The 24,589-nt window shown below is 71.0% G+C and carries 21 protein-coding genes; 2 read left to right on the plus strand and 19 right to left on the minus strand.

The genetic code is table 11. The annotated features are described in order from the left end of the window. Positions 1–22: 22 nt before the first annotated feature. The 6 genes from carB to pyrR form a co-directional block, all read right to left on the minus strand. Complete coding sequence (gene carB / locus ACHFIV_RS19880) at positions 23–3,331, minus strand: carbamoyl-phosphate synthase large subunit (protein ID WP_398970636.1); 3,309 nt, start codon at positions 3,329–3,331, stop codon at positions 23–25. Further along, a complete protein-coding gene (gene carA, locus ACHFIV_RS19885; protein WP_398970638.1) occupies positions 3,324–4,481 on the minus strand; it encodes a glutamine-hydrolyzing carbamoyl-phosphate synthase small subunit in 1,158 nt (385 codons plus the stop codon). Before carA ends, carB begins: the two co-directional genes overlap by 8 nt. Further along, positions 4,478–5,101 carry a PH-like domain-containing protein gene (locus ACHFIV_RS19890; protein ID WP_398970641.1) on the minus strand — a complete coding sequence of 208 codons (624 nt, stop codon included), beginning with the start codon at positions 5,099–5,101 and terminating at the stop codon, positions 4,478–4,480. Before ACHFIV_RS19890 ends, carA begins: the two co-directional genes overlap by 4 nt. Then, positions 5,098–6,384, minus strand: coding sequence for a dihydroorotase (locus tag ACHFIV_RS19895; RefSeq protein ID WP_398970643.1), 1,287 nt, complete (start codon positions 6,382–6,384; stop codon positions 5,098–5,100). Before ACHFIV_RS19895 ends, ACHFIV_RS19890 begins: the two co-directional genes overlap by 4 nt. Positions 6,385–6,386: 2 nt before the next feature. Then, positions 6,387–7,397, minus strand: a complete 1,011-nt coding sequence (locus ACHFIV_RS19900) for an aspartate carbamoyltransferase catalytic subunit (RefSeq protein WP_398970646.1) — start codon at positions 7,395–7,397, stop codon at positions 6,387–6,389. Positions 7,398–7,487: 90 nt separating this feature from the next. Beyond that, the gene (gene pyrR / locus ACHFIV_RS19905; RefSeq protein ID WP_398970649.1) at positions 7,488–8,072 is read right to left on the minus strand and encodes a bifunctional pyr operon transcriptional regulator/uracil phosphoribosyltransferase PyrR; all 585 of its coding nucleotides are present in this window, start codon (positions 8,070–8,072) and stop codon (positions 7,488–7,490) included. A 221-nt stretch (positions 8,073–8,293) separates the two neighbouring features. Here pyrR and bldD point away from each other — a divergent pair, with 221 nt between their 5' ends. Next, on the plus strand, positions 8,294–8,794 hold the full coding sequence (gene bldD, locus ACHFIV_RS19910) for a transcriptional regulator BldD (protein WP_003970358.1): 501 nt from the start codon (positions 8,294–8,296) through the stop codon (positions 8,792–8,794). A 156-nt stretch (positions 8,795–8,950) separates the two neighbouring features. Here bldD and nusB read toward each other — a convergent pair whose 3' ends face one another. The 13 genes from nusB to ACHFIV_RS19975 form a co-directional block, all read right to left on the minus strand. Beyond that, positions 8,951–9,382 carry a transcription antitermination factor NusB gene (gene nusB / locus ACHFIV_RS19915; RefSeq protein WP_031097763.1) on the minus strand — a complete coding sequence of 144 codons (432 nt, stop codon included), beginning with the start codon at positions 9,380–9,382 and terminating at the stop codon, positions 8,951–8,953. Between the two features lie 2 nt (positions 9,383–9,384). Next, complete coding sequence (gene efp / locus ACHFIV_RS19920) at positions 9,385–9,951, minus strand: elongation factor P (RefSeq protein WP_398970653.1); 567 nt, start codon at positions 9,949–9,951, stop codon at positions 9,385–9,387. Positions 9,952–10,023: 72 nt separating this feature from the next. Beyond that, a complete protein-coding gene (locus tag ACHFIV_RS19925) occupies positions 10,024–11,130 on the minus strand; it encodes a M24 family metallopeptidase (RefSeq protein ID WP_398970656.1) in 1,107 nt (368 codons plus the stop codon). A gap of 70 nt (positions 11,131–11,200) precedes the next feature. After that, on the minus strand, positions 11,201–12,010 hold the full coding sequence (locus ACHFIV_RS19930; RefSeq protein ID WP_398970658.1) for a Pro-rich N-terminal domain-containing protein: 810 nt from the start codon (positions 12,008–12,010) through the stop codon (positions 11,201–11,203). Positions 12,011–12,118: 108 nt separating this feature from the next. Next, the gene (aroQ, locus tag ACHFIV_RS19935; RefSeq protein WP_398970661.1) at positions 12,119–12,562 is read right to left on the minus strand and encodes a type II 3-dehydroquinate dehydratase; all 444 of its coding nucleotides are present in this window, start codon (positions 12,560–12,562) and stop codon (positions 12,119–12,121) included. Next, the gene (gene aroB / locus ACHFIV_RS19940; RefSeq protein ID WP_398970663.1) at positions 12,559–14,205 is read right to left on the minus strand and encodes a 3-dehydroquinate synthase; all 1,647 of its coding nucleotides are present in this window, start codon (positions 14,203–14,205) and stop codon (positions 12,559–12,561) included. Before aroB ends, aroQ begins: the two co-directional genes overlap by 4 nt. Next, positions 14,202–15,386, minus strand: a complete 1,185-nt coding sequence (gene aroC / locus ACHFIV_RS19945; RefSeq protein ID WP_398970665.1) for a chorismate synthase — start codon at positions 15,384–15,386, stop codon at positions 14,202–14,204. Before aroC ends, aroB begins: the two co-directional genes overlap by 4 nt. A 216-nt stretch (positions 15,387–15,602) precedes the next feature. Further along, positions 15,603–16,433 carry a shikimate dehydrogenase gene (locus ACHFIV_RS19950; protein WP_398970668.1) on the minus strand — a complete coding sequence of 277 codons (831 nt, stop codon included), beginning with the start codon at positions 16,431–16,433 and terminating at the stop codon, positions 15,603–15,605. After that, positions 16,430–18,145, minus strand: a complete 1,716-nt coding sequence (mltG, locus tag ACHFIV_RS19955; RefSeq protein WP_398970671.1) for an endolytic transglycosylase MltG — start codon at positions 18,143–18,145, stop codon at positions 16,430–16,432. The genes ACHFIV_RS19950 and mltG overlap by 4 nt, the downstream gene beginning before the upstream one ends. A 100-nt stretch (positions 18,146–18,245) precedes the next feature. Next, on the minus strand, positions 18,246–18,731 hold the full coding sequence (gene ruvX / locus ACHFIV_RS19960; protein ID WP_398970674.1) for a Holliday junction resolvase RuvX: 486 nt from the start codon (positions 18,729–18,731) through the stop codon (positions 18,246–18,248). Beyond that, complete coding sequence (gene alaS / locus ACHFIV_RS19965; protein ID WP_398970675.1) at positions 18,728–21,397, minus strand: alanine--tRNA ligase; 2,670 nt, start codon at positions 21,395–21,397, stop codon at positions 18,728–18,730. The genes ruvX and alaS overlap by 4 nt, the downstream gene beginning before the upstream one ends. After that, positions 21,397–21,693, minus strand: a complete 297-nt coding sequence (locus ACHFIV_RS19970) for a DUF6167 family protein (protein ID WP_398970678.1) — start codon at positions 21,691–21,693, stop codon at positions 21,397–21,399. Before ACHFIV_RS19970 ends, alaS begins: the two co-directional genes overlap by 1 nt. Before the next feature lie 7 nt (positions 21,694–21,700). Further along, a complete protein-coding gene (locus tag ACHFIV_RS19975; protein WP_398971123.1) occupies positions 21,701–22,150 on the minus strand; it encodes a DUF948 domain-containing protein in 450 nt (149 codons plus the stop codon). 239 nt (positions 22,151–22,389) lie between these two features. Between ACHFIV_RS19975 and ACHFIV_RS19980 the strand changes: the two genes are divergently transcribed. Next, on the plus strand, positions 22,390–24,582 hold the full coding sequence (locus ACHFIV_RS19980; RefSeq protein ID WP_398970681.1) for an ATP-binding protein: 2,193 nt from the start codon (positions 22,390–22,392) through the stop codon (positions 24,580–24,582). Positions 24,583–24,589 lie beyond the last annotated feature (7 nt).

Consider the following 24,589-nt stretch of genomic DNA (forward strand, 5'->3'; position numbering starts at 1 on the left):
GGTGTCCCCCTTGCCGTCTTGCCTAGTCGCGGGCCGCGGTCAGATGTTCCGCGTGTTCCTGGAGGGAGCGCACGCCGACGCCGCCGTGGTTGAGCGCGTCGATGCCCTGGACGGCGGCGGCGAGCGCCTGCACCGTCGTGAGGCACGGCACGGACCGGGCGACGGCCGCCGTGCGGATCTCGTAGCCGTCGAGCCGGCCGCCCGTCCCGTACGGCGTGTTGACGATGAGGTCGACCTCGCCGTCGTGGATCAGCTGGACGATCGTCTTCTCGCCGTTCGGGCCCTCGCCCTCGGACTGCTTGCGCACGACGGTGGCGTTGATGCCGTTCCGCTTGAGGACCTCGGCGGTGCCGGACGTGGCCATCAGTTCGAAGCCGTGGGCGACGAGCTCGCGTGCCGGGAAGATCATCGAGCGCTTGTCGCGGTTGGCGACGGAGATGAAGGCGCGTCCCTTGGTGGGCAGCGGTCCGTAGGCGCCGGCCTGCGACTTGGCGTACGCCGTGCCGAAGACCGAGTCGATGCCCATGACCTCTCCGGTGGAGCGCATCTCCGGGCCGAGGACCGTGTCGACGCCGCGGCCGTGGATGTCGCGGAAACGCGACCACGGCATGACCGCCTCCTTGACGGAGATCGGCGCGTCCAGCGGCAGGGTGCCGCCGTCGCCGTGCTTCGGCAGCAGGCCCTCCGCGCGCAGCTCCGCGACGGTCGCGCCCAGCGAGATGCGGGCGGCTGCCTTCGCGAGCGGGACCGCGGTCGCCTTCGAGGTGAAGGGGACGGTCCGCGAGGCACGCGGGTTGGCTTCGAGGACGTACAGGATGTCGCCGGAGAGGGCGAACTGGATGTTGATCAGCCCGCGTACGCCGACGCCCTTGGCGATGCCCTCGGTGGAGGCCCGCAGCCGCTTGATGTCGAAGCCGCCGAGCGTGATCGGGGGCAGCGCGCACGCGGAGTCACCGGAGTGGATGCCGGCCTCCTCGATGTGCTCCATCACGCCGCCGAGGTAGAGCTCGGTGCCGTCGTAGAGCGCGTCGACGTCGATCTCGATCGCGTCGTCGAGGAAACGGTCGACCAGGACCGGCCGGGTGGGGCTGATCTCGGTGGACTCCTCGATGTAGGAGGAGAGGCGGGTCTCGTCGTAGACGATCTCCATGCCCCGGCCGCCGAGCACGTACGACGGGCGCACGAGGACGGGGTAGCCGATCTCGTCGGCGATGGCCTTGGCCTCGCCGAAGGTGGTGGCGGTCCCGTGCTTCGGGGCCGGGAGGCCCGCTTCGGCGAGCACCCGGCCGAAGGCGCCGCGGTCCTCGGCGGCGTGGATGGCCTCGGGCGAGGTCCCGACGACCGGCACGCCGTTGTCCTTGAGCGCCTGCGAGAGGCCGAGCGGGGTCTGGCCGCCGAGCTGGACGATGACACCGGCGATCGGGCCCGCCAGCGACTCCGCGTGCACGATCTCCAGGACGTCCTCGAGGGTGAGCGGCTCGAAGTACAGCCGGTCGGAGGTGTCGTAGTCCGTGGAGACGGTCTCGGGGTTGCAGTTGACCATCACGGTCTCGTAGCCGGCGTCGCTCAGGGCGAAGGAGGCGTGGACGCACGAGTAGTCGAACTCGATGCCCTGACCGATGCGGTTCGGGCCGGAGCCGAGGATGATCACCGCCGGCTTGGTGCGGGGCGCGACCTCGCTCTCCTCGTCGTAGCTGGAGTAGAAGTACGGCGTCTTCGCGGCGAACTCGGCGGCGCAGGTGTCGACCGTCTTGTAGACCGGGCGGATGCCGAGCGCGTGCCGGACCTCGCGCACGACGTCCTCGCGCAGGCCGCGGATCTCGCCGATCTGCGCGTCGGAGAAGCCGTGCCGCTTGGCCTCGCCGAGCAGGTCGGTGTCCAGGCGCTCGGCCGCGGCCAGCTCGTCGGCGATCTCCTTGATCAGGAAGAGCTGGTCGACGAACCAGGGGTCGATCTTCGTGGAGTCGAAGACCTCCTGCTGGGTGGCGCCGGCCCGGATCGCCTGCATGACGGTGTTGATGCGGCCGTCCGTGGGGCGGACCGCGTCGGCGAGCAGCGCGTCCTTGTCGCCGGGCTCCCCGGTGAAGGCGAACTGCGAGCCCTTCTTCTCCAGGGAGCGCAGGGCCTTCTGGAGCGCCTCGGTGAAGTTGCGGCCGATCGCCATCGCCTCGCCCACCGACTTCATCGTGGTGGTGAGGGTGGAGTCGGCGGACGGGAACTTCTCGAAGGCGAAGCGCGGGGCCTTGACCACGACGTAGTCGAGGGTCGGCTCGAAGGAGGCCGGGGTCTTCTCGGTGATGTCGTTGGGGATCTCGTCGAGCGTGTAGCCGACGGCCAGCTTGGCGGCGATCTTCGCGATCGGGAAGCCGGTGGCCTTCGAGGCGAGTGCCGAGGAGCGGGAGACGCGCGGGTTCATCTCGATCACGATGATCCGGCCGTCGGCCGGGTCGATCGCGAACTGGATGTTGCAGCCGCCGGTGTCGACGCCGACCTCGCGGATGATCGCGATGCCGATGTCACGCAGCCGCTGGAACTCGCGGTCGGTGAGCGTCATCGCCGGGGCGACCGTGATCGAGTCGCCGGTGTGGACGCCCATCGGGTCGAAGTTCTCGATGGAGCAGACGACCACGACGTTGTCGTTCTTGTCGCGCATCAGCTCCAGCTCGTACTCCTTCCAGCCGAGGATGGACTCCTCCAGGAGCACCTCGGTGGTCGGGGAGAGCGTGAGTCCCTGCCCGGCGATGCGGCGCAGCTCCTCCTCGTCGTGGGCGAAGCCGGATCCGGCGCCGCCCATGGTGAAGGAGGGGCGGACGACGACGGGGTAGCCGCCGAGGGTGTCGACGCCGGCGATGACGTCGTCCATCGTGTGGCAGATGACGGAGCGGGCGGACTCGCCGTAGCCGATCTTCGCCTTGACGGCCTCGACGACGCCCTTGAAGAGGTCGCGGTCCTCGCCCTTGTTGATGGCCTCGACGTTGGCGCCGATGAGCTCGACGCCGTACTTCTCCAGCACACCGTTGTCGTGCATGGAGATCGCGGTGTTGAGCGCGGTCTGGCCGCCGAGCGTCGGCAGCAGCGCGTCGGGGCGCTCCTTGGCGATGATCTTCTCGACGAACTCGGGGGTGATCGGCTCGACGTACGTGGCGTCGGCGATCTCCGGGTCGGTCATGATCGTCGCCGGGTTGGAGTTCACCAGGATGACGCGCAGGCCCTCGGCCTTGAGCACGCGGCAGGCCTGGGTGCCGGAGTAGTCGAACTCGGCGGCCTGCCCGATGACGATCGGACCGGAGCCGATGACCAGGACGGACTGGATATCGGAGCGCTTAGGCACGCTGGCCCTCCATCAGGGATACGAAGCGGTCGAAGAGGTACGCGGCGTCGTGCGGGCCGGCAGCCGCTTCGGGGTGGTACTGGACGCTGAAGGCCGGCTGGTCGAGCAGCTGCAGTCCTTCGACGACCTGGTCGTTCAGGCAGACGTGGGAGACCTCGGCGCGGCCGTAGTCGGTGTCGGACACCTTGTCGAGGGGGGCGTCGACGGCGAAGCCGTGGTTGTGCGCGGTGACCTCGACCTTGCCGGTCGTGCGGTCCTGCACGGGCTGGTTGATGCCGCGGTGGCCGTACTTCAGCTTGAACGTGCCGAAGCCGAGGGCGCGGCCCAGGATCTGGTTGCCGAAGCAGATGCCGAAGAGGGGGGTTTTCCGCTCCAGGACGCCCCGCATGAGGGCGACCGGGTGGTCGGCGGTGGACGGGTCGCCGGGGCCGTTGGAGAAGAAGACTCCGTCGGGCTGGACCGCGTAGACCTCGTCGAGGGTGGCGGTGGCGGGCAGGACGTGCACCTCGATGCCGCGCTCGGCCATGCGGTGCGGGGTCATGCCCTTGATGCCGAGGTCGATCGCGGCGACCGTGAACTTCTTGGTCCCGGCCGCGGGGACGACGTAGGCCTCCTTGGTGGCGACCTCGGCCGAGAGGTCGGCGCCGCTCATCTCGGGGGCCTGGCGGACCTTGGCGAGGAGAGCGCCCTCGTCCTCGATCGCGTTGCCGGAGAAGATGCCGACGCGCATCGCGCCGCGCTCCCGCAGGTGGCGGGTGAGGGCGCGGGTGTCGATGCCGCTGATGCCGACGACGCCCTGGGCGGCGAGTTCCTCGTCCAGGGTCCGGCGGGAGCGCCAGTTGGAGGGGGTGCGTGCGGGGTCGCGTACGACGTAGCCGGAGACCCAGATCCGCTTCGACTCGGCGTCCTCGTCGTTCACACCGGTGTTGCCGACGTGCGGGGCGGTCATGACGACGACCTGCCGGTGGTACGAGGGGTCGGTCAGCGTCTCCTGGTAGCCGGTCATACCGGTCGAGAACACTGCCTCGCCGAAGGTCTCCCCCACGGCCCCGTAGGCGCGGCCGCGGAAGGAGCGGCCGTCCTCCAGGACGAGTACGGCGGGAGACGCCTCCGCCCTCTTCGAGGCATGCCCCGGATTGGAGATCGTCATCGTGCGGTGCCTTCCGTCGTGCTGGTGGTGGTGCTGGTGAGGTGGCCGCCGGCCGAGCCGGTGAGGCGGCTGACCGCGTCGACCCACGCCTGGTGCTCGGCCGCGCGGTCGGAGCGGAAGCCCGAGTCGATCAGCCGGCCGCCGTGCGTCCAGGTGATGACCAGGAGGCCGCCCTCGGGGAGGACCTTGCCGGCGAGGGCCTTGTCGAGCCTGGCCTCGCGCAGTGCGGCGGCGGGGACGAAGAAGTCGGCCGCTCCGGGACGGACGACGTCCAGGCCCTGCTCGGTGAGGGTCAGCTCGACCCGGCTCCGGGTGCCGAGGCCGTGCGCGACGATCCGGTCGAGCCACTGCCCGGCGGTCGTCGAGGCGTGGTAGCGGCCGGTGAGTGTGAGCAGTGTCTCGCCGTCCGCGAACCCTTCGGGGGTGGTCGCGAGCTCGGGCAGACCGGACTGCAGGCTCCCCCGCCACTTCCATCCCTGGCGCATCAGCCAGTAGACGAAGGCGATGAAGACGAGCAGTCCGAGGACCCAGCTGATGCGGGCGGACCAGTCCGTCACTTCGGCCGACTTCTGGTCCGCGGCCAGCCGGTACAGCTGATGAGTGGGGATGAGTGTTGTCACGCGAGCTTCCCGTCGACGACCGTGGCACGGCCCCGCAGGAAGGTGTGGGTCACTCGGCCGGGCAGCTCGCGACCCTCGTACGGAGTGTTGCGGCTGCGGGAGGCGAAGCCCGCGGGGTCCACAGCTCCACGGTATGACGGATCGACCAGGGTGAGGTTGGCGGGCTCACCCGCCGAGACGGGCCGGCCGTGCCCCTCGAGCCTGCCGATGGCCGCGGGCCGGAACGACATGCGGTCCGCGACCCCCGCCCAGTCGAGGAGCCCGGTGTCCACCATCGTCTGCTGGACCACGGAGAGCGCGGTCTCCAGGCCCACCATGCCCATGGCGGCGGCGGCCCACTCGCAGTCCTTGTCCTCGTGCGGGTGCGGTGCGTGGTCGGTGGCCACGCAGTCGATGGTGCCGTCGGCGAGCGCCTCCCGCAGGGCCATGACGTCGGCCTCGGTGCGCAGCGGCGGGTTCACCTTGTAGACGGGGTTGTAGGTCCGTACGAGCTCGTCGGTGAGCAGCAGGTGGTGCGGGGTCACCTCGGCGGTGACGTTCCAGCCCTTGGACTTCGCCCAGCGGACGATCTCCACGGAGCCGGCGGTCGACAGGTGGCAGATGTGCACCCGGGAGCCGACGTGGGCGGCGAGGAGCACATCGCGGGCGATGACCGACTCCTCGGCGACGGCGGGCCAGCCGCCGAGGCCGAGCTCGGCCGAGACGACGCCCTCGTTCATCTGGGCGCCCTCGGTGAGACGGGGCTCCTGGGCGTGCTGGGCGACGACACCGTCGAAGGCCTTCACGTACTCCAGCGCGCGGCGCATGATCACGGCGTCGTCGACGCACTTGCCGTCGTCGGAGAAGACCTTCACTCCGGCGGCGGAGTCGTGCATGGCGCCGAGCTCGGCGAGCTGCTTGCCCTCCAGCCCGACGGTGACGGCACCGACGGGCTGCACGTCGCAGTAGCCGGACTCCCTGCCGAGCCGCCAGACCTGTTCGACGACACCGGCGGTGTCGGCGACGGGGAAGGTGTTGGCCATGGCGTGGACGGCGGTGAAGCCGCCGACCGCCGCCGCCCTGGTGCCGGTGAGGACGGTCTCGGAGTCCTCGCGTCCGGGCTCGCGCAGGTGGGTGTGCAGGTCGACCAGGCCGGGCAGCAGGATCTGGCCGGCCGCGTCGATCACGGTGGCGTCGCCGGCCTCGATGCCGCTGCCGGTCCCGGCGATGGTCTCGCCGTCGATGAGGACGTCCTGCGGCTCGCCGCCGAGGACCTTCGCACCGCGGATCAGGATCTTGCTCATGGTTACTTGTTCTCCTCGGTACGGGCGGAGGCGGACGGCAGGGCGGTCTCGGAACCGCCGAGCAGCAGGTACAGGACGGCCATGCGGGTCGAGACGCCGTTCGCGACCTGTTCGACGGCGGTGCAGCGGTCGGAGTCGGCGACCTCGGCCGTGATCTCCATGCCCCGGACCATCGGTCCCGGGTGCATGACGATGGCGTGTTCCGGCATCCTGGCCATCCGTTCGCCGTCCAGGCCGTAGCGGCGGGAGTACTCGCGCTCGGTCGGGAAGTACGCGGCGTTCATGCGCTCGCGCTGCACACGGAGCATCATGACCGCGTCCGACTCCGGCAGCACGCCGTCGAGGCTGTAGCTGACCTCGCAGGGCCACTGCTCGACGCCGACCGGCACCAGGGTGGGCGGGGCCACCAGGGTGACCCGCGCGCCCAGGGTGTGCAGCAGGTGGACGTTGGAGCGGGCCACGCGGCTGTGCAGGATGTCGCCGACGATCGTGATCCGGCGGCCGTCGAGGTCACGCCCGAGCCCCGCGTCGGGTCCGACCAGCCTGCGGCGCATCGTGAACGCGTCCAGCAGCGCCTGGGTGGGGTGCTCGTGGGTGCCGTCACCGGCGTTGACGACGGCGCTGTCGATCCAGCCCGAGGTCGCGAGGCGGTAGGGGGCTCCGGAGGCGCCGTGCCGGATGACGACGGCGTCGGCGCCCATGGCCTCCAGGGTCAGGGCCGTGTCCTTGAGCGACTCCCCCTTGGAGACCGACGAGCCCTTCGCGGAGAAGTTGATGACATCGGCGGACAGACGCTTGGCGGCGGCCTCGAACGAGATGCGCGTCCGGGTCGAGTCCTCGAAGAAGAGGTTGACGACCGTTCGTCCACGCAGGGTGGGGAGCTTCTTGATCGGCCTGTCCGCGACCCTGGCCATCTCCTCGGCTGTGTCGAGGATCAGGACGGCGTCGTCGCGGGTGAGGTCTGCGGCCGAGATGAGGTGGCGGGGAGTCCGGGGGTTGTCAGGGCGCAGCATCTGGGAGTCTCCGTGGAGGGTGGAGGGATCAGGCAGGCGGGCGTGCGTGAGCAGCCGTGTGGCCGGTGGGGCGCACGGGACGGCGAACGGCTACTGCTCGCCTGCCGGGACGGTCTGCTTGACGCCGAGCAGCACGGCGTCGCGGCCGTCCTCCTCGGCGAGCTGGACCCTGACCGTCTCCCGCAGCGACGTGGGGAGGTTCTTGCCGACGTAGTCGGCACGGATCGGGAGTTCGCGGTGGCCGCGGTCGACGAGGACCGCGAGCTGCACGGCGCGGGGCCGGCCGATGTCTCCGAGCGCGTCGAGTGCGGCGCGGATCGTGCGGCCGGAGAAGAGCACGTCGTCCACGAGCACGACGAGGCGGCCTTCGATTCCCTCACCGGGGATCTCGGTGCGGGCGAGGGCCCGCGCCGGGCGCATCCGCAGATCGTCGCGGTACATCGTGATGTCGAGCGACCCGACCGGCGTCTTCCGGCCGGTGATCTCTTCGAGCTTTCCGGCGAGCCGACGGGCGAGGTAGACCCCTCGTGTCGGGATGCCGAGCAGCACCACGTCGTCGGCGCCCTTGGCGCGTTCGACGATCTCGTGGGCGATTCGGGTCAGTACCCGGGCGATGTCGGGCGCCTCGAGAACGGGGCGTGCCGCATTGCCGGTCCGGTCATGCTGTGCGTCCATAAGAAACGGACCTCCTTCTCCGCCTCACTGGACGGACGTTAAAGGACGTCGAAATTGCGTCATCCACGTTACCAGGGCTTGCGCCAGGCCCTGGCCCCGCCCCCAGGAGGTGGCAGTCCGTACCTTTCGGCTTGACGCAGCCAAGTAACGCTGCGTAACCTCACAGTGAGTTACCAGCCACGCGGCCCAGCCGCAGAATGTTCCAGCGTCCGGGGAGCCTTATGTCCAGCGAATACGCAAAGCAGCTCGGGGCCAAGCTCCGCGCCATCCGCACCCAGCAGGGCCTCTCCCTCCACGGCGTGGAGGAGAAGTCGCAGGGCCGCTGGAAGGCCGTCGTGGTCGGTTCCTACGAGCGCGGGGACCGCGCCGTGACCGTGCAGCGCCTTGCCGAGCTGGCCGACTTCTACGGCGTTCCGGTGCAGGAGCTGCTGCCCGGCACGACTCCCGGCGGTGCCGCCGAGCCCCCGCCGAAGCTGGTCCTCGACCTGGAGCGCCTCGCCCACGTGCCGCCGGAGAAGGCCGGACCGCTGCAGCGTTACGCGGCCACGATCCAGAGCCAGCGCGGCGACTACAACGGCAAGGTGCTCTCCATCCGCCAGGACGACCTGCGCACCCTGGCCGTGATCTACGACCAGTCGCCGTCCGTGCTCACGGAGCAGCTGATCAGCTGGGGCGTGCTGGACGCCGACGCGCGTCGCGCGGTGTCCCACGACGAGGGCTGAGCGCCCACCGAAGAAACGTACCGCCGGGCCGGCGGGGTCCTCAGGACCCCGCCGGCCCGGCTTTTCCGTGTCCCGTGGTCCCCCGGCCGGTACGCCGAAGGGCCCACGGTCGCATGAACCGTGGGCCCTTCTCGAAAGGCTCGACGCCGCCGGGCGTTACTGCTCCCGGCGGAGATTCGGCTTGAGGTCCTTGAACCGGGCCAGCAGGCCGTTCACGAAGGCCGGGGAGTCGTCCGTGGAGAACTCCTTGGCGAGCTGGACCGCCTCGTCGATCACCACGGCGTCGGGAGTCGAGTCCATCCAGATCAGCTCGTACGCACCGAGCCGCAGGATGCTCCGGTCGACGACCGGCATGCGGTCGATCTCCCAGTCCACGGCGTAGGTGACGATGAGGTCGTCGATCCGGTCCGCGTACTGCGCGTACCCCTCGACCAGCTCCATCGTGAATTCGCCGACCGGCGGCTGACGGTCGTCGGTCCGCGAGAGCCGTACCCAGTCCGCGAGGACCGTCTGCACGGACTCACCGCGCTGGTCGGCCTCGAAGAGGATCTGGAAGGCGCGCTTGCGGGCCTTGTTCCGGGCAGCCACGGTTAGCTGTTCACCCGGCCGAGGTAGTCGCCCGTACGGGTGTCGACCTTGATCTTCTCACCGGTGGAGATGAAGAGCGGGACACCGATCTCGTAACCGGTCTCCAGGGTGGCGGGCTTGGTGCCGCCGGTGGAGCGGTCGCCCTGGACCCCCGGGTCGGTGTGCTGGATGGTCAGCTCGACCGCGGCGGGCAGCTCGACGTAGAGCACCTCGCCCTCGTGCTGCGCGACGGAGGCGGTGAAGCCCTCGATCAGGAAGTTGGCGGCGTCGCCGACGGCCTTGCGGTCGACCATGAGCTGGTCGTACGTGTCCATGTCCATGAAGACGAAGTACTCGCCGTCCATGTACGAGAACTGCATGTCACGGCGGTCGATGGTGGCCGTCTCGACCTTCACGCCGGCGTTGAACGTCTTGTCGACGACCTTGCCGGAGAGCACGTTCTTGAGCTTGGTGCGCACGAAGGCGGGGCCCTTGCCGGGCTTGACGTGCTGGAACTCGACGACGGACCAGAGCTGGCCTCCGTCGAGCTTGAGCACCAGGCCGTTCTTGAGGTCGTTCGTGGAAGCCACGGTTGCGGAATCTCCTGGACTGAAGCTGGTGGACGACCGAGGATGCGCGCCGGCGTCTCCGCGAGGAGATCCCTAGAGCGCGAGCAGCTCCTTGGTCGTAATGGTGAGTAGCTCGGGTCCGCCGTCCGCCTCGGGGCGCACGACGAGCGTGTCATCGATCCGGACACCGCCCCGGCCCGGGAGGTGGACCCCCGGTTCGACGGTGACCGGCACACAAGCGTCCAGTTTACCCATGGCTGTCGGTGCCAACTGCGGGTCCTCGTCGATTTCGAGCCCGACCCCGTGCCCGGTGCTCGGCTGGAGGCCTTCCGAGTGACCCGCGGAGTCCAGGAGATGGCGGGCCGCGCGGTCCACGTCACGGTAGGCGGCTCCGGGCACGAGAGCCTCCCGTCCGGCCCGCTGAGCGGCGAAAACAAGGTCGTAGAGCTCGATCTGCCAGTCCGCCGGACTGGTTCCGATGACGAACGTCCGGCCGATCTCGCAGCGGTACCCGCGGTAGTTCGCGCCCAGGCAGACGGAAAGGAAATCACCTTCCTCGACCCTGCGGTCGGTGGGCCGGTGACGGCCCTGGCCCGAGTGGGGTCCGGTGCCCACGGAGGTGGCGAAGGCGGGGCCGTCGGCTCCGTGGTCCACGAGTCGGCGCTCCAGCTCCAGGGCGAGGTGGCGCTCCGTCCGTCCCACCAGGATGGATTCGAGGAGCTCGCCGAGCGCCTGGTCGGTGATCTCGGCGGCGATCCGCAGGCAGGCGATCTCCTCCTCGTCCTTGACGAGGCGCAGCTGTTCCACCGTGCTGCCGAGGTCGCACAGGAGCAGGCGCGGGGCGACGGAGCCCATGGCGCGGTGGCGGGCGACGGTCAGATCGTGCTCCTCGACCGCCAGGGAGTCCGCCTGTGAGCCGCCGACGAGACGGGCCGCGGCGACGGCCGGGTCGCCGTCTGCCTCGGGCAGGACGGTCAGCCGGAGCTGCTCGTCGGGTCGCCCGTGGGCGGGGTCCCCGGTCGGCGCCCGCGGGCAGAGCAGGACGTCCTCGCCGGGGCCGAGCAGCAGCACGGCGCCGGGCGGGGCCCCGCCCGCGAGATAGCGGACGTTGGCGGGGCGGGAGACCAGGGCGGCCGCGGATCCGGCGGCGGCGTACCGGTCACGCAGCAGCCCGCGTCGGACGGCGTACACCTCTGACATGTCCCCGAGCCTACGAGCGCGGGCGGAGCCCCGCCCGGTCAGCGCACCCACCCGGGGACGGCATGGCCGGCTACCAGGCCGGCGGGCTGGCTATGGAGCGGGCCAGGACGTCGTCGAGGACCCGCGCGGTCGTCTCGACGTCGTAGGTGGAGTTGTCGATGATCGGCAGGCCGGAGCCGTACCAGCCTGCCATGCGGCCGTGGATCCGGGCGACTTCCTCGTCGGAGAGCCGGCGGTTCCCGCTGCGGGCCGCGTTGCGCTCGAGGACGACCTCCAGGCCCGGCAGGAGGACCACGGGGAGCAGCCCGGGGCCCACGTGGCGCTTCCAGCCCCCGAGGCCGACGACGGGCCGGTCGGGGAAGACGGCGTCGTCGAGGATGCAGGAGATGCCGTTGGCGAGGAAGTTGCGCGCGGCGAAGCCGCAGGTGCGCCGGGCCAGGCGGTACTGGGCCTCCGAGTGGTCGTTCCAGCCGGCCTGCGGGTCGGCGAACCCGGAGCAGACCCATTCGCGGACGTCGTCCAGGGACACGTGCGCGGTGGGGACCCGGCGGCGGCCGGCCCAGAGCTTGGCGACCGTGGTCTTGCCCGCTCCCGCGGGTCCGATCAGGAGCACCGCCAGGGTCGCCGAGCCGGTGCCCGCCTCCGCGGGCGGGGCGGGCAGCGGGACGGGGCCGCCCGGCGGCAGCTGGACGTGTCCGGTGGTCTCCCGGGAGGGCGGGGCCGGGACGTGCGGGGGCGCGGGAGGCGGTGTCCCGGGAGCCATGGGCGGGAGAGGCGGCCCCGGGGGTCCGGGGTGGCCTGAGTGCTGGGCCTGGTGCGTCCACGGTCCGTTTCCGGGACTGTGGGGCGGCGGCAGCGGGGCCCCCACTGCGTGCTGCATCCGGTGCCACTCCGTCTCGTACAGGCAACTGGCGCTGGTCGAACGGCAACCGTACCTTCCCCGGCCGCCATGCGGTGAACGGGCGGGGAAGGCACGAAGTGCCCGGTGTCAGTCCGTCAGTTCGTCGGCCAGGGCCCGCAGGGCGAGCCGGTAGGAACCGATCCCGAAGCCTGCCACGGTGCCGGTGGCCACGGGGGCGACCACCGACGTGTGGCGGAATTCCTCCCGCGCGTACGGATTCGAGATGTGGACCTCGATCAGCGGAGCGGTGCGCTGGGCTGCCGCATCACGCATCCCGTACGAATAGTGCGTGAACGCGCCCGGGTTGAGAACGACCGGAATCGAACCGTCCGCCGCCTCGTGCAGCCAGCGGATCAGCTCGCCCTCGTCGTTGGTCTCGCGGACCTCGACGTCGAAACCGATCTCCTTGCCGAGGGCCCGGCAGGTGTCGACCAGACCTGCGTAGGACGTCGCCCCGTAGACGTCGGGCTCGCGGGAGCCCAGGCGTCCGAGGTTGGGGCCGTTGAGCACCAGGACCCTCCGGACCGTCACGCGGAGACCTCCCCGTAGGCGGCGAGCAGGACGGCCGGGTCGGGGCCCTCCAGCACGGTGGGCTTGCCGATGCTGTCCAGGACGATGAAGCGCAGCAGGTCGCCGCGGGACTTCTTGTCGATCTTCATGTTCTCCAGGAGCTTGGGCCACTGGTCGCCGCGGTAGGTGAGCGGCAGCCCGACCGACTCCAGGACGGTGCGGTGCCGGTCGGCGGTGGCGTCGTCGAGGCGTCCCGCGAGCCGGCCCAGCTCGGCGGCGAAGACCATGCCCACCGAGACGGCGGCCCCGTGGCGCCACTTGTAGCGCTCGTTCTTCTCGATGGCGTGGGCCAGGGTGTGGCCGTAGTTCAGGATCTCCCTGAGGCCGGACTCCTTGAGGTCGCTGGAGACGACCTCCGCCTTGACCCGGATGGACCGCTCGATCAGCTCCGCGGTGTGCGGTCCTGCCGGCGTACGGGCGCCCTGCGGATCGGCCTCGACGAGGTCGAGGATGACCGGGTCGGCGATGAAGCCGGCCTTGATGATCTCGGCCATGCCGGAGACGTAGTCGTGGACCGGCAGCGAGTCCAGTGCGGCGAGGTCGCAGAGCACCCCGGCCGGCGGGTGGAAGGCGCCCACGAGGTTCTTGCCCTCGGCGGTGTTGATCCCGGTCTTGCCGCCGACCGCCGCGTCGACCATGGCGAGCACGGTCGTCGGGACGGCGATCCAGCGGACCCCGCGCAGCCAGGACGCGGCGACGAACCCCGCGACATCGGTGGTGGCGCCGCCCCCGACACCGATGACGACGTCGGTGCGGGTGAAGCCGGTCTGGCCGAGCGCCTTCCAGCAGTAGGCGGCGACCTCGACGGTCTTGGCCTCCTCGGCGTTCGGGAGCTGGATCGCGATGGCCTCGTAGCCCTGGGCGGCGAGGTCCGTGCGGACCGCCTCGCCGGTCTCGGCCAGCGCCTCCGGGTGCAGGACGGCGACCCGTTTGGCCTGGTCGCCGATGAGGTTCGGCAGCTCGCCGAGGAGCTGGCGGCCGACGAGCACCTCGTACGGGTCGGTGCCTGCCGTGCCGGCGATCTGGATGCGCGTGGTGCCCTGCTCGGTCATGCGTGTCTTCTCCTGGCCGGCGGGTACGGGCTCATCCGTGCCCTCCGGCAGTTCCAGTGCCTCGATGATCGCCTGGGCGACCTCGTCGGGAGTGCGGGTGTCGGTGGCGACCGTGGCGGCTGCCACCTCCTCGTAGAGGGGACGCCTGGCGTCCATCAGGTCGCGCCACTGCCGCCGCGGGTTGACGGCGAGCAGGGGGCGGGCGGTGTTCAGCCCGACCCTCCGGACGGCCTCGTCGACGTCCATGGAGAGATAGACGACCGGGCGGCCGGTGAGCAGGGCGCGGGTCCCCGCGTCGAGCACCGCGCCGCCGCCGAGGGCGAGGACGCCGGTGTGCCGGTCGAGCGCGTCCCGCACCGCCTGCCGTTCCAGGGCGCGGAAGTGCTCCTCGCCGTGGTCGAAGAAGATGTCCGGGATGGCCTTGCCCGCCGTGGCCACGACGTCCGCGTCGGTGTCGCGGTAGGTGGTGCCCAGGCGGCCGGCGAGCAGTTCACCCACGGTGGACTTGCCCACCCCCATCGGGCCGACCAGGACGATCAGCGGGCCGCTCACCGGATCTGGAGGTGGGAGAGGTACGACTGCACGTTCCGGTGGGTCTCGGCCACGCTGTCGCCGCCGAACTTCTCCGCGACCGCGTCGGCCAGGACCAGGGCGACCATGGCCTCGGCGACGATCCCGGCGGCAGGCACGGCGCACACGTCGGAACGCTGGTGGTGGGCCTTGGCCGCCTCGCCCGTCACCACGTCGACCGTGGCGAGCGCGCGGGGCACCGTGGCGATGGGCTTCATCGCGGCACGGACCCGGAGCAGTTCACCGGTGGTGAGCCCTCCCTCGGTACCGCCCGCGCGGCCGGAGGCACGCCGGATGCCGTTCTCGGTGGCGAGGATCTCGTCGTGCGCCTGGGAGCCGGGCACCCTGGCCAGGTCGAAACCGTCACCGACCTCGACGCCCTTGATGGCCTGGATGCCCATCAGCGCACCCGCCAGCCGGGCGTCCAGCCTGCGGTCCCAGTGCACGTGGGAGCCGAGGCCGACGGGGACGCCGTAGGCGAGCACCTCGACGACGCCACCGAGGGTGTCGCCGTCCTTGTGCGCCTGGTCGATCTCCGCGACCATCGCCTCCGACGCGTCGGCGTCGAGGCAGCGCACCGGGTCGGCGTCGAGCCGCTCGACGTCGGAGGGCTTGGGGTAGACGCCGTAGGGCGCCTTGGCCGCGGCCAGCTCGACGACGTGGGAGACGATCTCGATGCCCGCGGTCTCCTTGAGGTAGGAGCGGGCGACGGCGCCGAGGGCGACCCGGGCCGCGGTCTCCCGGGCACTGGCGCGCTCCAGGACCGGCCGGGCCTCGTCGAAGCCGTACTTCTGCATCCCCGCCAGGTCGGCGTGGCCGGGCCTGGGGCGGGTCAGCGGGGCGTTACGGGCCTGCGCGGCCAGCACCTCGGGGTCGACCGGGTCGGCCGACATGACCTGTTCCCACTTGGGCCACTCGGTGTTGCCCACCATGACGGCGACGGGCGATCCCATGGTCAGGCCGTGGCGGACGCCGCCGAGGAAGGTGACCTCGTCCCTCTCGAACTTCATCCGGGCGCCGCGCCCGTATCCGAGCCGTCGCCTGGCGAGCGCGTCCGCCACCATCTCCGTGGTGACGGGGATACCGGCGGGAAGACCCTCCAGCGTCGCCACCAGTGCGGGGCCGTGCGACTCTCCGGCGGTCAGCCAGCGCAACCTGCTCAACGGTGCTCCCTCATGCTCGCGCCTGTAACTGCAACGGCGCGACCGGGTGCGCGGCCCTGGCCCGCCACCCCCGATCCTCCCACGACCGGGAGGGCGGGCCTGCCGTCGGTCCAGCAGACGGACGCTCCGTCCCGGCCGTCGGGCGCTCAGGACGCCCGCGGGGGCCGCTCTCCCCGGCCCGGGCAGCGGTCTCCGGCGGGCAGGGACCTCTCGCGACTAGTGCCCGCGCGCCGCCAGCGCCGCTTCGCCCGCCGCGCGCATGACCGCGAGGGGCGCGTCCAGCCCGGTCATCTGCTCGGCCTGGAGCACGGCCTGGTGGACGAGGAGGTCGAGGCCGCCCACCACGGGGGCGCCGGTGGACGACCAGCGGGAGGCGAGGGCGGTCGGCCAGGGCTCGTACAGCACGTCGAACAGCGTGCCGGGGGCCGCGGGAACGGCGGTGGCCAGGGCGTCGGTGGCGCCGGCCGGCGTGGTGGCGATCACGAGGGGGGCGTGCAGGGCCTCGCCGGCCGCCGACCAGTCGGCGGTCCGGACGTCCACACCGAGGCGCTCGCCCCAGCCGCGCATCTCGTCACCACGCTCCCGGCTGCGTACGAAGGCCGTGACCGGCCCGGTGCAGATCTGGGCCAGGGCGGCCAGGGCGGAGGACGCCGTGGCGCCGGCGCCGAGGATCGCGGCGGACTCCACCGTGCCGACGCCCCGTTCGCGCAGGGCCGCGATCATGCCGGGGATGTCGGTGTTGTCGCCGGCCCTTCGGCCGTCCTCGGTGAAGACGACGGTGTTGACCGCTTCGACGGAGGCCGCGGTGTCGGTGACCCCGTCCAGCAGCGGGATGACGGCCCGCTTGAGTGGCATCGTCAGGGAGAGCCCGGCCCAGGAGGAGTCCAGGCCCTCGATGAACCCGGGGAGCGCCGCCTCGTCCACGTCGAAGCGGTCGTACGACCAGGTGCCGAGGCCGAGCTCCGCGTAAGCGGCCCGGTGCAGGACCGGGGAGAGGGAGTGGGCGATGGGCGAGCCGAGGACGGCCGCCCGGTGAGCGGTGTTCACTGCTTCGCCTGCTCCTCTTGGTACTTCTCGCGGTTGCGCTCGTGCTCCTCGTTCGTCACGGCGAACAGTGTCTTGTCCTCGGTCACGGAGACGAAGTAGTACCAGGGGCCGGAGGCCGGACTGATGGCCGAGTGCAGTGCCTCCGCGCCGGGATTGGAGATCGGGCCGAGCGGGAGGCCCTTGACGCGGTACGTGTTGTACGGATCGTCGATCTTCCGCAGGTCGTCGACGGCTCCCACGTCCAGGGTGCTCTCGGCCCGGATGTAGTTGACCGTCGAGTCGAACTCGAGTCGTCCGACCGTCTCCAGGTTGTCCGGCTCGAGCCGGTTGTACACGACCCTGGCGACCTTGTCGAAGTCGTGCTTGTACTTGCCTTCCTTCTGGACGAGGCTCGCCACCGTGACGAGGTCGAGCGGCGAGTCCAGATTCAGCTTCTTCGCGTTCTGCTCGAGGTCGAGTTTCCCGTATTCCTTGTTGGCCCGCGTGACCATCTTCTTCAAGGCTTCCTCGGGCTTCGAACCCTTGGAGACCGCGTACGCGGCGGGGAAGAGAAAACCTTCCAGCGGATCCTTGATCCCCGGATTGTCGTCCGCCCATTCGGGAAGCCCGAGGCTTTCGGCCTTCGTCTTGGCGACACCGGCGGTGGTACCGGCCTTCAGACCCAGCTTCTTGTCGATGGCGGCGTAGATACCCGTGGTACTGGTTCCCTCGGGAATGACGAGTGCGTTCTGGCTCTTCGGGTCCAGCATCAGTTCGATGGCACTGTCGGCGGACATCTTCTCCTTCAGGAGGTAGACGCCGGCCTGGAGGGACCCCCCCTTGGGGTTCCCCTGCTGTGCCGAGACGAAGGCGTCCACGGACTTCACGACGCCGGCCTTCTTCAGGATGTTCGCGATCTCGTTGCCCAGGGCGCCCTCGGGGATCTCCACCTCGACCGAGCCCGTGCCGCTGCCCGCGTAGTCGGGCGCCGCGCCGAACTGGTTCTGGAAGTACGAGTAGCCGAGGTAGCCCACCCCGCCGAGGCCGCCGACGAGGACCACCGCGACGCCCAGGCAGGCACAGCCGTTGCGGCTCTTCTTCTTGCCCTTGCCCCGGCGCTCGCCGCCGCCCCTGCGGGACTCACGCGGGTCGTCGTCGTGTGCGCCGTCCTCGTCGGAGCGGGAACGGGAACGGGAACGGGTGTCACGGTCGTCGGAGGGCTCGTCCGCGCCGGTGAAGAAAGGATGCGTCTCCTCGTGCGGCACGTCGGGGTCCCAGTCCTGTGCCTGCTGCCGGGGCTCCTGCTCACGGTGGCCCGGGGGCTGCGGCGGAGGGTAGGCCTCTGGGGTGCCGTAGTAGTCGGCCTCTTCGCCGTGGCCACCGGGGTCGTTGCCGTACCGGGGCTGCTGGGCCGCGTACGGCATCGCCGCCTGCTGGCCGGTGTCCCAGCCGCCGTCGTACTGCGGCTGCTGCTGGGGCTGCTGGGCGTACGGGTCCTGCGGCGCGCCGTACGGCTGCTGGTGCTGGTCGTGCTGCTGGTTCTGGTGCTGCTGCGCGTAAGGGTCCTGCTGGTAGCCCTGCTGGGCGTACGGGTCCTGCGCGTAGGGCTGCTGCTGGCCTTCGTACGGGCCCTGGCCGTGGGCGGCCTGATGGCCTCCCCATCCCCGGTCCCCGTACAAGGGGTCCTCGGGATGCCACGGTTCGGAGCCGGAGCCCCGGCCATACTCAGTCATCGATCCCCTTGAGCCGCGAGACGACGCTCCGTCTCTTCGCTTTGCTGTGCGGTGTCTGTTCGAACACCGGCGCATCGCGCGGAACGTTACCGTATCGCGATCAGACAACCACTTCGACGCCCTCGCCCGGAGCAGTGCCTGACGCCCGTTCGGACTCCAGAGCGTTCTGGAGGATCACCACAGCGGCAGCTTGGTCGATGACAGAACGGCCCTTCTTGGACTTCACGCCCGAAGCGCGCAGCCCCTGGGTGGCCGTCACTGTGGTCATCCTCTCGTCCACGAGACGCACGGGGACCGGTGCGATGGCGCGGGCGAACACCTGGGCGAAGGCACGGACCTTCTCCGCCGCCGGGCCCTCGCCGCCGCCCAGCGACCGGGGCAGCCCGACGATGACCTCGATCGGCTCGTACTCCTCGACGATCCGGCCGAGCCGCCGGTGGGCGGCCGGGACGTCACGTCCCGGCACGGTCTCCACCGGCGTGGCGAGGATCCCGTCGGGGTCGCACGAGGCGACCCCGATACGGGCGTCACCGACATCGACGGCGAGTCGGCGTCCACGGCGCATCTGCGTCATGTCCGGCGTCACGCCGTCTCGGTGACGAGGCGTTCGACAGCGGCGACGGCGTCACCGATGGCGTCCGGATTCTGGCCGCCGCCCTGGGCGACGTCCGGCTTGCCGCCGCCACCGCCACCGAGGGTCTTGGCGGCGGTGCGCACCAGCTCACCGGCCTTGAGACCGCGCTCGCGGGCGGCCTCGTTGGTGGCGATGACCGTGAGCGGGCGCCCGTTGGCCGTGGTGAACAGGGCCACGACGGCAGGCCGGCCGCCCTGGATGCGGCCCCGCACGTCGAGGACGAGCTTGCGCAGGTCGTCGGCCGAGGTGCCGTCCGGCACCTGGCCGGTGACCAGGGCGACACCGCGTACGTCCTTGGCCGACTCCACGAGCCCGGCGGCGGCCGCGAGGACCTTCTCCGCGCGGAACTTCTCGATCTCCTTCTCGGCCTCCTTCAGCTTGCCGAGCATGCCGGAGATCTTCTCGGGGAGCTCCTCGGGGCGGCCCTTGAGCAGCTCCTGGAGCTGGGCGACGACCGTGTGCTCCTTGGCGAGGAAGTTGTACGCGTCGACGCCGACGAGGGCCTCGATACGGCGTACGCCGGAACCGATGGACGACTCGCCGAGCAGCTTCACCAGACCCAGCTGGGCGGTGTTGCCGACGTGCGTGCCGCCGCACAGCTCCTTGGAGAAGTCGCCGATGGTGACGACGCGGACCCGCTCGCCGTACTTCTCGCCGAACTCGGCGATGGCGCCCTGCTTCTTGGCGTCGTCGATGGACATGACCTCGGCCTGGACGTCGAGCTCCCGGGCCAGGACCTCGTTGATCTTCTGCTCCACGTCGGTCAGGACCGTGCCGGGTACGGCGGCGGGCGAGCCGAAGTCGAAGCGGAAGCGGCCGGGCGAGTTCTCCGAACCGGCCTGGGCGGCCGTCGGGCCCAGGGCGTCCCGCAGTGCCTGGTGCGTGAGGTGCGTGGCGCTGTGGGCGCGGGCGATGGCGCGGCGGCGGGTGTTGTCGATGGCCGCGTAGGCGGACGCGCCGACCGTCACCTCGCCGACCTGGACCGAGCCCTTGTGGACGGAGACGCCCGGGACCGGCTGCTGGACGTCGCGGACCTGGATGACGGCGCCGGTGTCGAGCCTGATCCGGCCCTGGTCGGCGAGCTGGCCGCCGCCCTCGGCGTAGAAGGGGGTGCGGTCGAGGACGACCTCCACCTCGTCGCCCTCGGATGCGGCGGGCGAGGGCAGGCCGTCGACCAGCAGACCGACGATCTTCGACTCGCCCTCGACGGAGGTGTACCCGGTGAACTCGGTGACGCCGGAGTTGTCGGCGACCTCGCGGTAGGCGGACAGGTCGGCGTGCCCGGTCTTCTTGGCCTTGGCGTCGGCCTTGGCCCGCTCCCGCTGCTCCTTCATCAGGCGGCGGAAGCCGTCCTCGTCGACCGAGAGGCCCTGTTCGGCGGCCATCTCCAGCGTGAGGTCGATCGGGAAGCCCCAGGTGTCGTGGAGCAGGAACGCCTTGTCGCCGGCCAGGACCTTGCCGCCGGCGGCCTTGGTCTCCGTGACGGCGGTGTCGAGGATGTTGGTGCCGCCCTTGAGGGCCTTGAGGAAGGCGGCCTCCTCGGCGAGCGCGACCGTCTCGATGCGCTTGCGGTCGGTGATCAGCTCCGGGTACTGCTGCCCCATGGTGTCGACGACGACGTCGACGAGCTCACGCACGACCGGGCCGGTGGCGCCCATCAGCCGCATGTTGCGGATGGCGCGGCGCATGATGCGGCGCAGGACGTAGCCGCGCCCCTCGTTGCCCGGGGTGACGCCGTCGCCGATGAGCATCACCGACGTGCGGATGTGGTCGGCGACGACGCGGAGGGAGACGTCCGAGCCCTGGTCGGCGCCGTAGCGGACGCCGGTGAGCTCGGTGGCCTTGTCCATGACGACGCGCAGGGTGTCGGTCTCGTACATGTTCTGCACGCCCTGCAGGATCATGGCGAGGCGTTCGAGGCCGAGACCGGTGTCGATGTTCTGCGACGGCAGGTCCCCGAGGATCGGGAAGTCCTCCTTGCCGTCACCGGCGCCGCGCTCGTACTGCATGAAGACCAGGTTCCAGATCTCCACGTAGCGCTCGTCGTTGACGGCCGGGCCGCCCTCGACGCCGAACTCGGGGCCGCGGTCGTAGTTGATCTCGGAACACGGGCCGCAGGGGCCGGGGACGCCCATGGACCAGAAGTTGTCCTTCTTGCCCAGGCGCTGGATGCGCTCGGCCGGCACGCCGATCTTCTCGCGCCAGATCTGCTCGGCCTCGTCGTCGTCGAGGTAGACCGTGATCCACAGACGCTCGGGGTCCAGCCCGAAGCCGCCGTCCTCCACGGAGTTCGTGAGCGCCGCCCAGGCGAACTCGATGGCGCCTTCCTTGAAGTAGTCGCCGAAGGAGAAGTTCCCGCACATCTGGAAGAACGTGCCGTGGCGGGTGGTCTTGCCGACCTCTTCGATGTCCGGTGTGCGCACGCACTTCTGCACGCTGGTGACGCGCGGGGCGGGCGGCTTGACCTCGCCGAGGAAGTAGGGCTTGAAGGGAACCATGCCCGCGGGGACCAGCAGCAGAGTCGGATCGTCCGCGATGAGCGACGCCGAAGGCACGACGGTGTGACCGCGCTCCTCGAAGAAGCTCAGCCAGCGGCGGCGAATTTCAGCCGACTCCATCAGTAGTCCTCATTCCGGTTGTTCGGGTTGTAGGGGAGCGTCCGGTGGACGACGAGTTCGGGTTCGGCCGGCGCCTCGATGCCGAGCGCCCCGCCCAGTTCGGCCTCGCGCCTGACCATGCCCTCACGGACGTCGAGGGCGAAGTCCTTCAGTCTGTGACCCGCCTCGATCGCCTTGTCGGCGGCCTGCGCCGCCAGGCTCTCGGGGGTCAGCTGCCGGATCTTGCGGTTGACCTTGGTGGTGGCCCAGACACCGGCGGCTGCGCCGGCGGTGAACCAGAACGTACGGCGGAACATCGCTGGCTCAGTCCTTCTGTCCGCGGAGGTTTCGGCCGTTCCGCTTCCTGTCACGGGCGGACGGCACGGTACGGCCGGCGATCACGGTGCGGCGGGAGGTCCGGCGGGCAGGTTCCGGCTCGGCGGCGGTGCGGCGGCCGATCGCCTGCCGCACCCCGTAGCCGAACGCGGCGACCTTCACGAGCGGTCCTCCGAACGTCGACGCGACGGTGGTGGACAGGGCGGAGGCGTTGGAGGTGACCTCCTGGACGTCGCTCGCGATGGCGTCGACCTTGTCGAGCTGGGTCTGCGCGGAACGCAGCGTGGCGGAGGCGTCGGCGAGCAGCGGAACAGCCTGCTCCGTCACGTCCGCCACCAGCGCGGTGGTCGCCTTGAGCGTCTGGGCCAGCCTCACCAGTACCACGGCGAGGAAGGAAACCAGGATCGCCCAGAAGACAGCCACCAGGATGCCGGCCACCTCTCCACCGGACACAGTGCACCGCTCTCTGCTCGTCGCCCGCATCGGCCGGGACCTCTCCCGGCCGGTATCTGCCTGTCACCGCTCGGCCGGCGCGTCCTGCCACCACTGCCGATCGTCGTCCCCCGAGCCTATCGCGCCGGGCGTCACGCCCCGTACCGCATTACGGGCGGGCGGCGCGGGTCGCACGCCCGGGGAGATTGTACGGAGAGCTTATGTGCCAGTACTCTGCGTGTTTCATGCGACGCCCTCACCACCCCCGCCCTGTGCCCGACGACGCGGATCCCGGCCCCGTACGCGGAAATCTCCCGGCGGAGCTGAACACCTTCGTGGGACGTGACGACGAGCTGGCACACCTCAGGCGGCTCATGCGGGAGTCCAGGCTCGTGACGGTGGCGGGTGTCGCGGGGGTCGGGAAGACCCGCTTCGTGACCCGGGCGGCGGCCCTCATGGAGAAACGGTACTGCGACGGGGTGTGGATCGCCGAGCTGTCGGCCGTCCGTGATCCGGACCTCCTGGAACACGCACTGGTCGAAGCGCTCGGGCTCACGGACCACACGAGTCGGCCGCCCCGCACCACGCTGGTCGAGCACTGTGCGGGGCGCCGGCTCCTGCTCGTGATCGACGGCTTCGAGCACCTCGCCGACGCGTGTGCCGGCCTCGTGCGGGAACTGCTCCGCAGGGCGCCGCACCTCCAGGTGCTCGCGGCGGGCCGGCGTCCGCTGCGGTTGGACGGCGAACTCACCTTCCCGCTCATGCCGATGACGGACGTCGACGCCCTGGAACTGTTCGCGCGGCGCGCCGCCGCGGTACGACCGGGGTTCCGGCTGACGGACGGCGACCGGGAGACCGCGCGGGAGCTCTGCCGCCGTCTCGACGGCATCCCGCTGGCGCTTGAGCTCGCCGCGGGGCGGCTGCGGGCCCTGACGACGGAACAGGTGCTGCACCGGCTCGACGACCGCTTCCGGCTGCTGACCGGCGGCAGTCCGAGCGCGCTTCCCCGTCACCAGACACTGCGTACGGCCATCGGCTGGAGCCATGAGCTGTGCGCCCCGGAGCAGCGACTGCTGTGGGCCCGGCTGTCGGTGTTCGCCGGACAGTTCGACCTGGAGGCCGTGGAGTACATCTGCAGCGGCCCCGACCTGCCGGCCGACTCGGTGCTCGACGTGCTGGACGAGCTGCTGGCACAGTCCGTGGTGCTGCGCGAGGACTCGGCCGCCGGAAGCCGGTACCGGCTGCTCGACACCGTGCGGGAGTACGGCGCCGAGTGGCTGAAGGCGACCGGGGACGCCGAACGGCTGCGCCGCAGGCACCGGGACTGGTATCTGGGACTCGCGACCTGGTGCGAGCTCGACTGGTTCGGCCCCAGGCAGGCGGAGGCGGCGGCACGGATCGACAGCGAGCTGCCGAATCTCCGACGCGCGATGGAGTGCTCGATGGAGAGCCCGGACGAGGTCCATCTCGCCCAGTACCTGGCCGGCACACTCTGGTTCTACTGGGCGGGCTGCGGGCGGCTCTCGGAAGGCCGCCGCTGGCTGGACCACGTCCTGGAGGAGGAGACCCCCTACGACCATTCCCGGCTCAAGGCCCTGTGGGTGCTCGGCTACGTCGCGGTGCTGCAGGGGGACCCGGCCGGCGCCGTGTCGGCGCTGCAGGAGTGCCGCGAGGAGGGCGAGCGCTCGGGGGACGCCACCGCCGTGGCCTACGCCGTGCACCGCACGGGCTGCCTCTCGATCGTCACGGACGACCCGGTCCGCGCGGAGGAACTGCTGCGCGAGGCGCTCGGACGCTACCGGGAGATCGGCGAGCTGAACAGCAACGTGCTGATGGCCCAGGTCGAACTGGGCATGGCCGTGGCGTTCCGTGGGGACCTGGACGCGGCGGCGGCGATCTGCGACGAGGTCCGGGAGATCTGCGAGGACCACGGTGAGCGCTGGGCCCTGGCCTACGCCCTGTACGTCCTGGGCTACGCGGCGCTGCGGTCCGGGCCGGGCGGTCGTGCGCGCCGGATGCTCCGGCAGTCCCTCTCCATCGCGCACGCCTTCCACGACCTGCTCGGCACGGTCCTCTCGCTGGAGCTGCTGGCCCTCATCACCGTGGTGGAGGGCGACGCGGTGGAGGCCGCGGTGCTGCAGGGGGCGGCGGACCGCATCTGGCCCTCGGTGGGGCTGCCCCTGTTCGGGTCCGCCCACTACGGCAGGCCGCGGGCCGAGTGCGAGGAGCGGGCCAGGACGGAGCTCGGCGACGCCCGGTACGAGGCGGAACGCCGTGCGGGCCGCCGGCTGGACGCGCGGACAGCGGTGGCGCGGGCGCTGCGCGCCGGGGCGGACGGTCCGACGGCCCCGGAGGGCACGGCCGGAGAGGCCGACGGGGGAACGCGAAGGCCCGCCGCCTCCCGTACCACAGGGAGGGGCGGGCCCGAGCTCGGTTGAGAGCTAC

The sequence above is a fragment of the Streptomyces sp. ALB3 genome (assembly GCF_044385685.1).
Classification (GTDB): Bacteria; Actinomycetota; Actinomycetes; order Streptomycetales; family Streptomycetaceae; genus Streptomyces.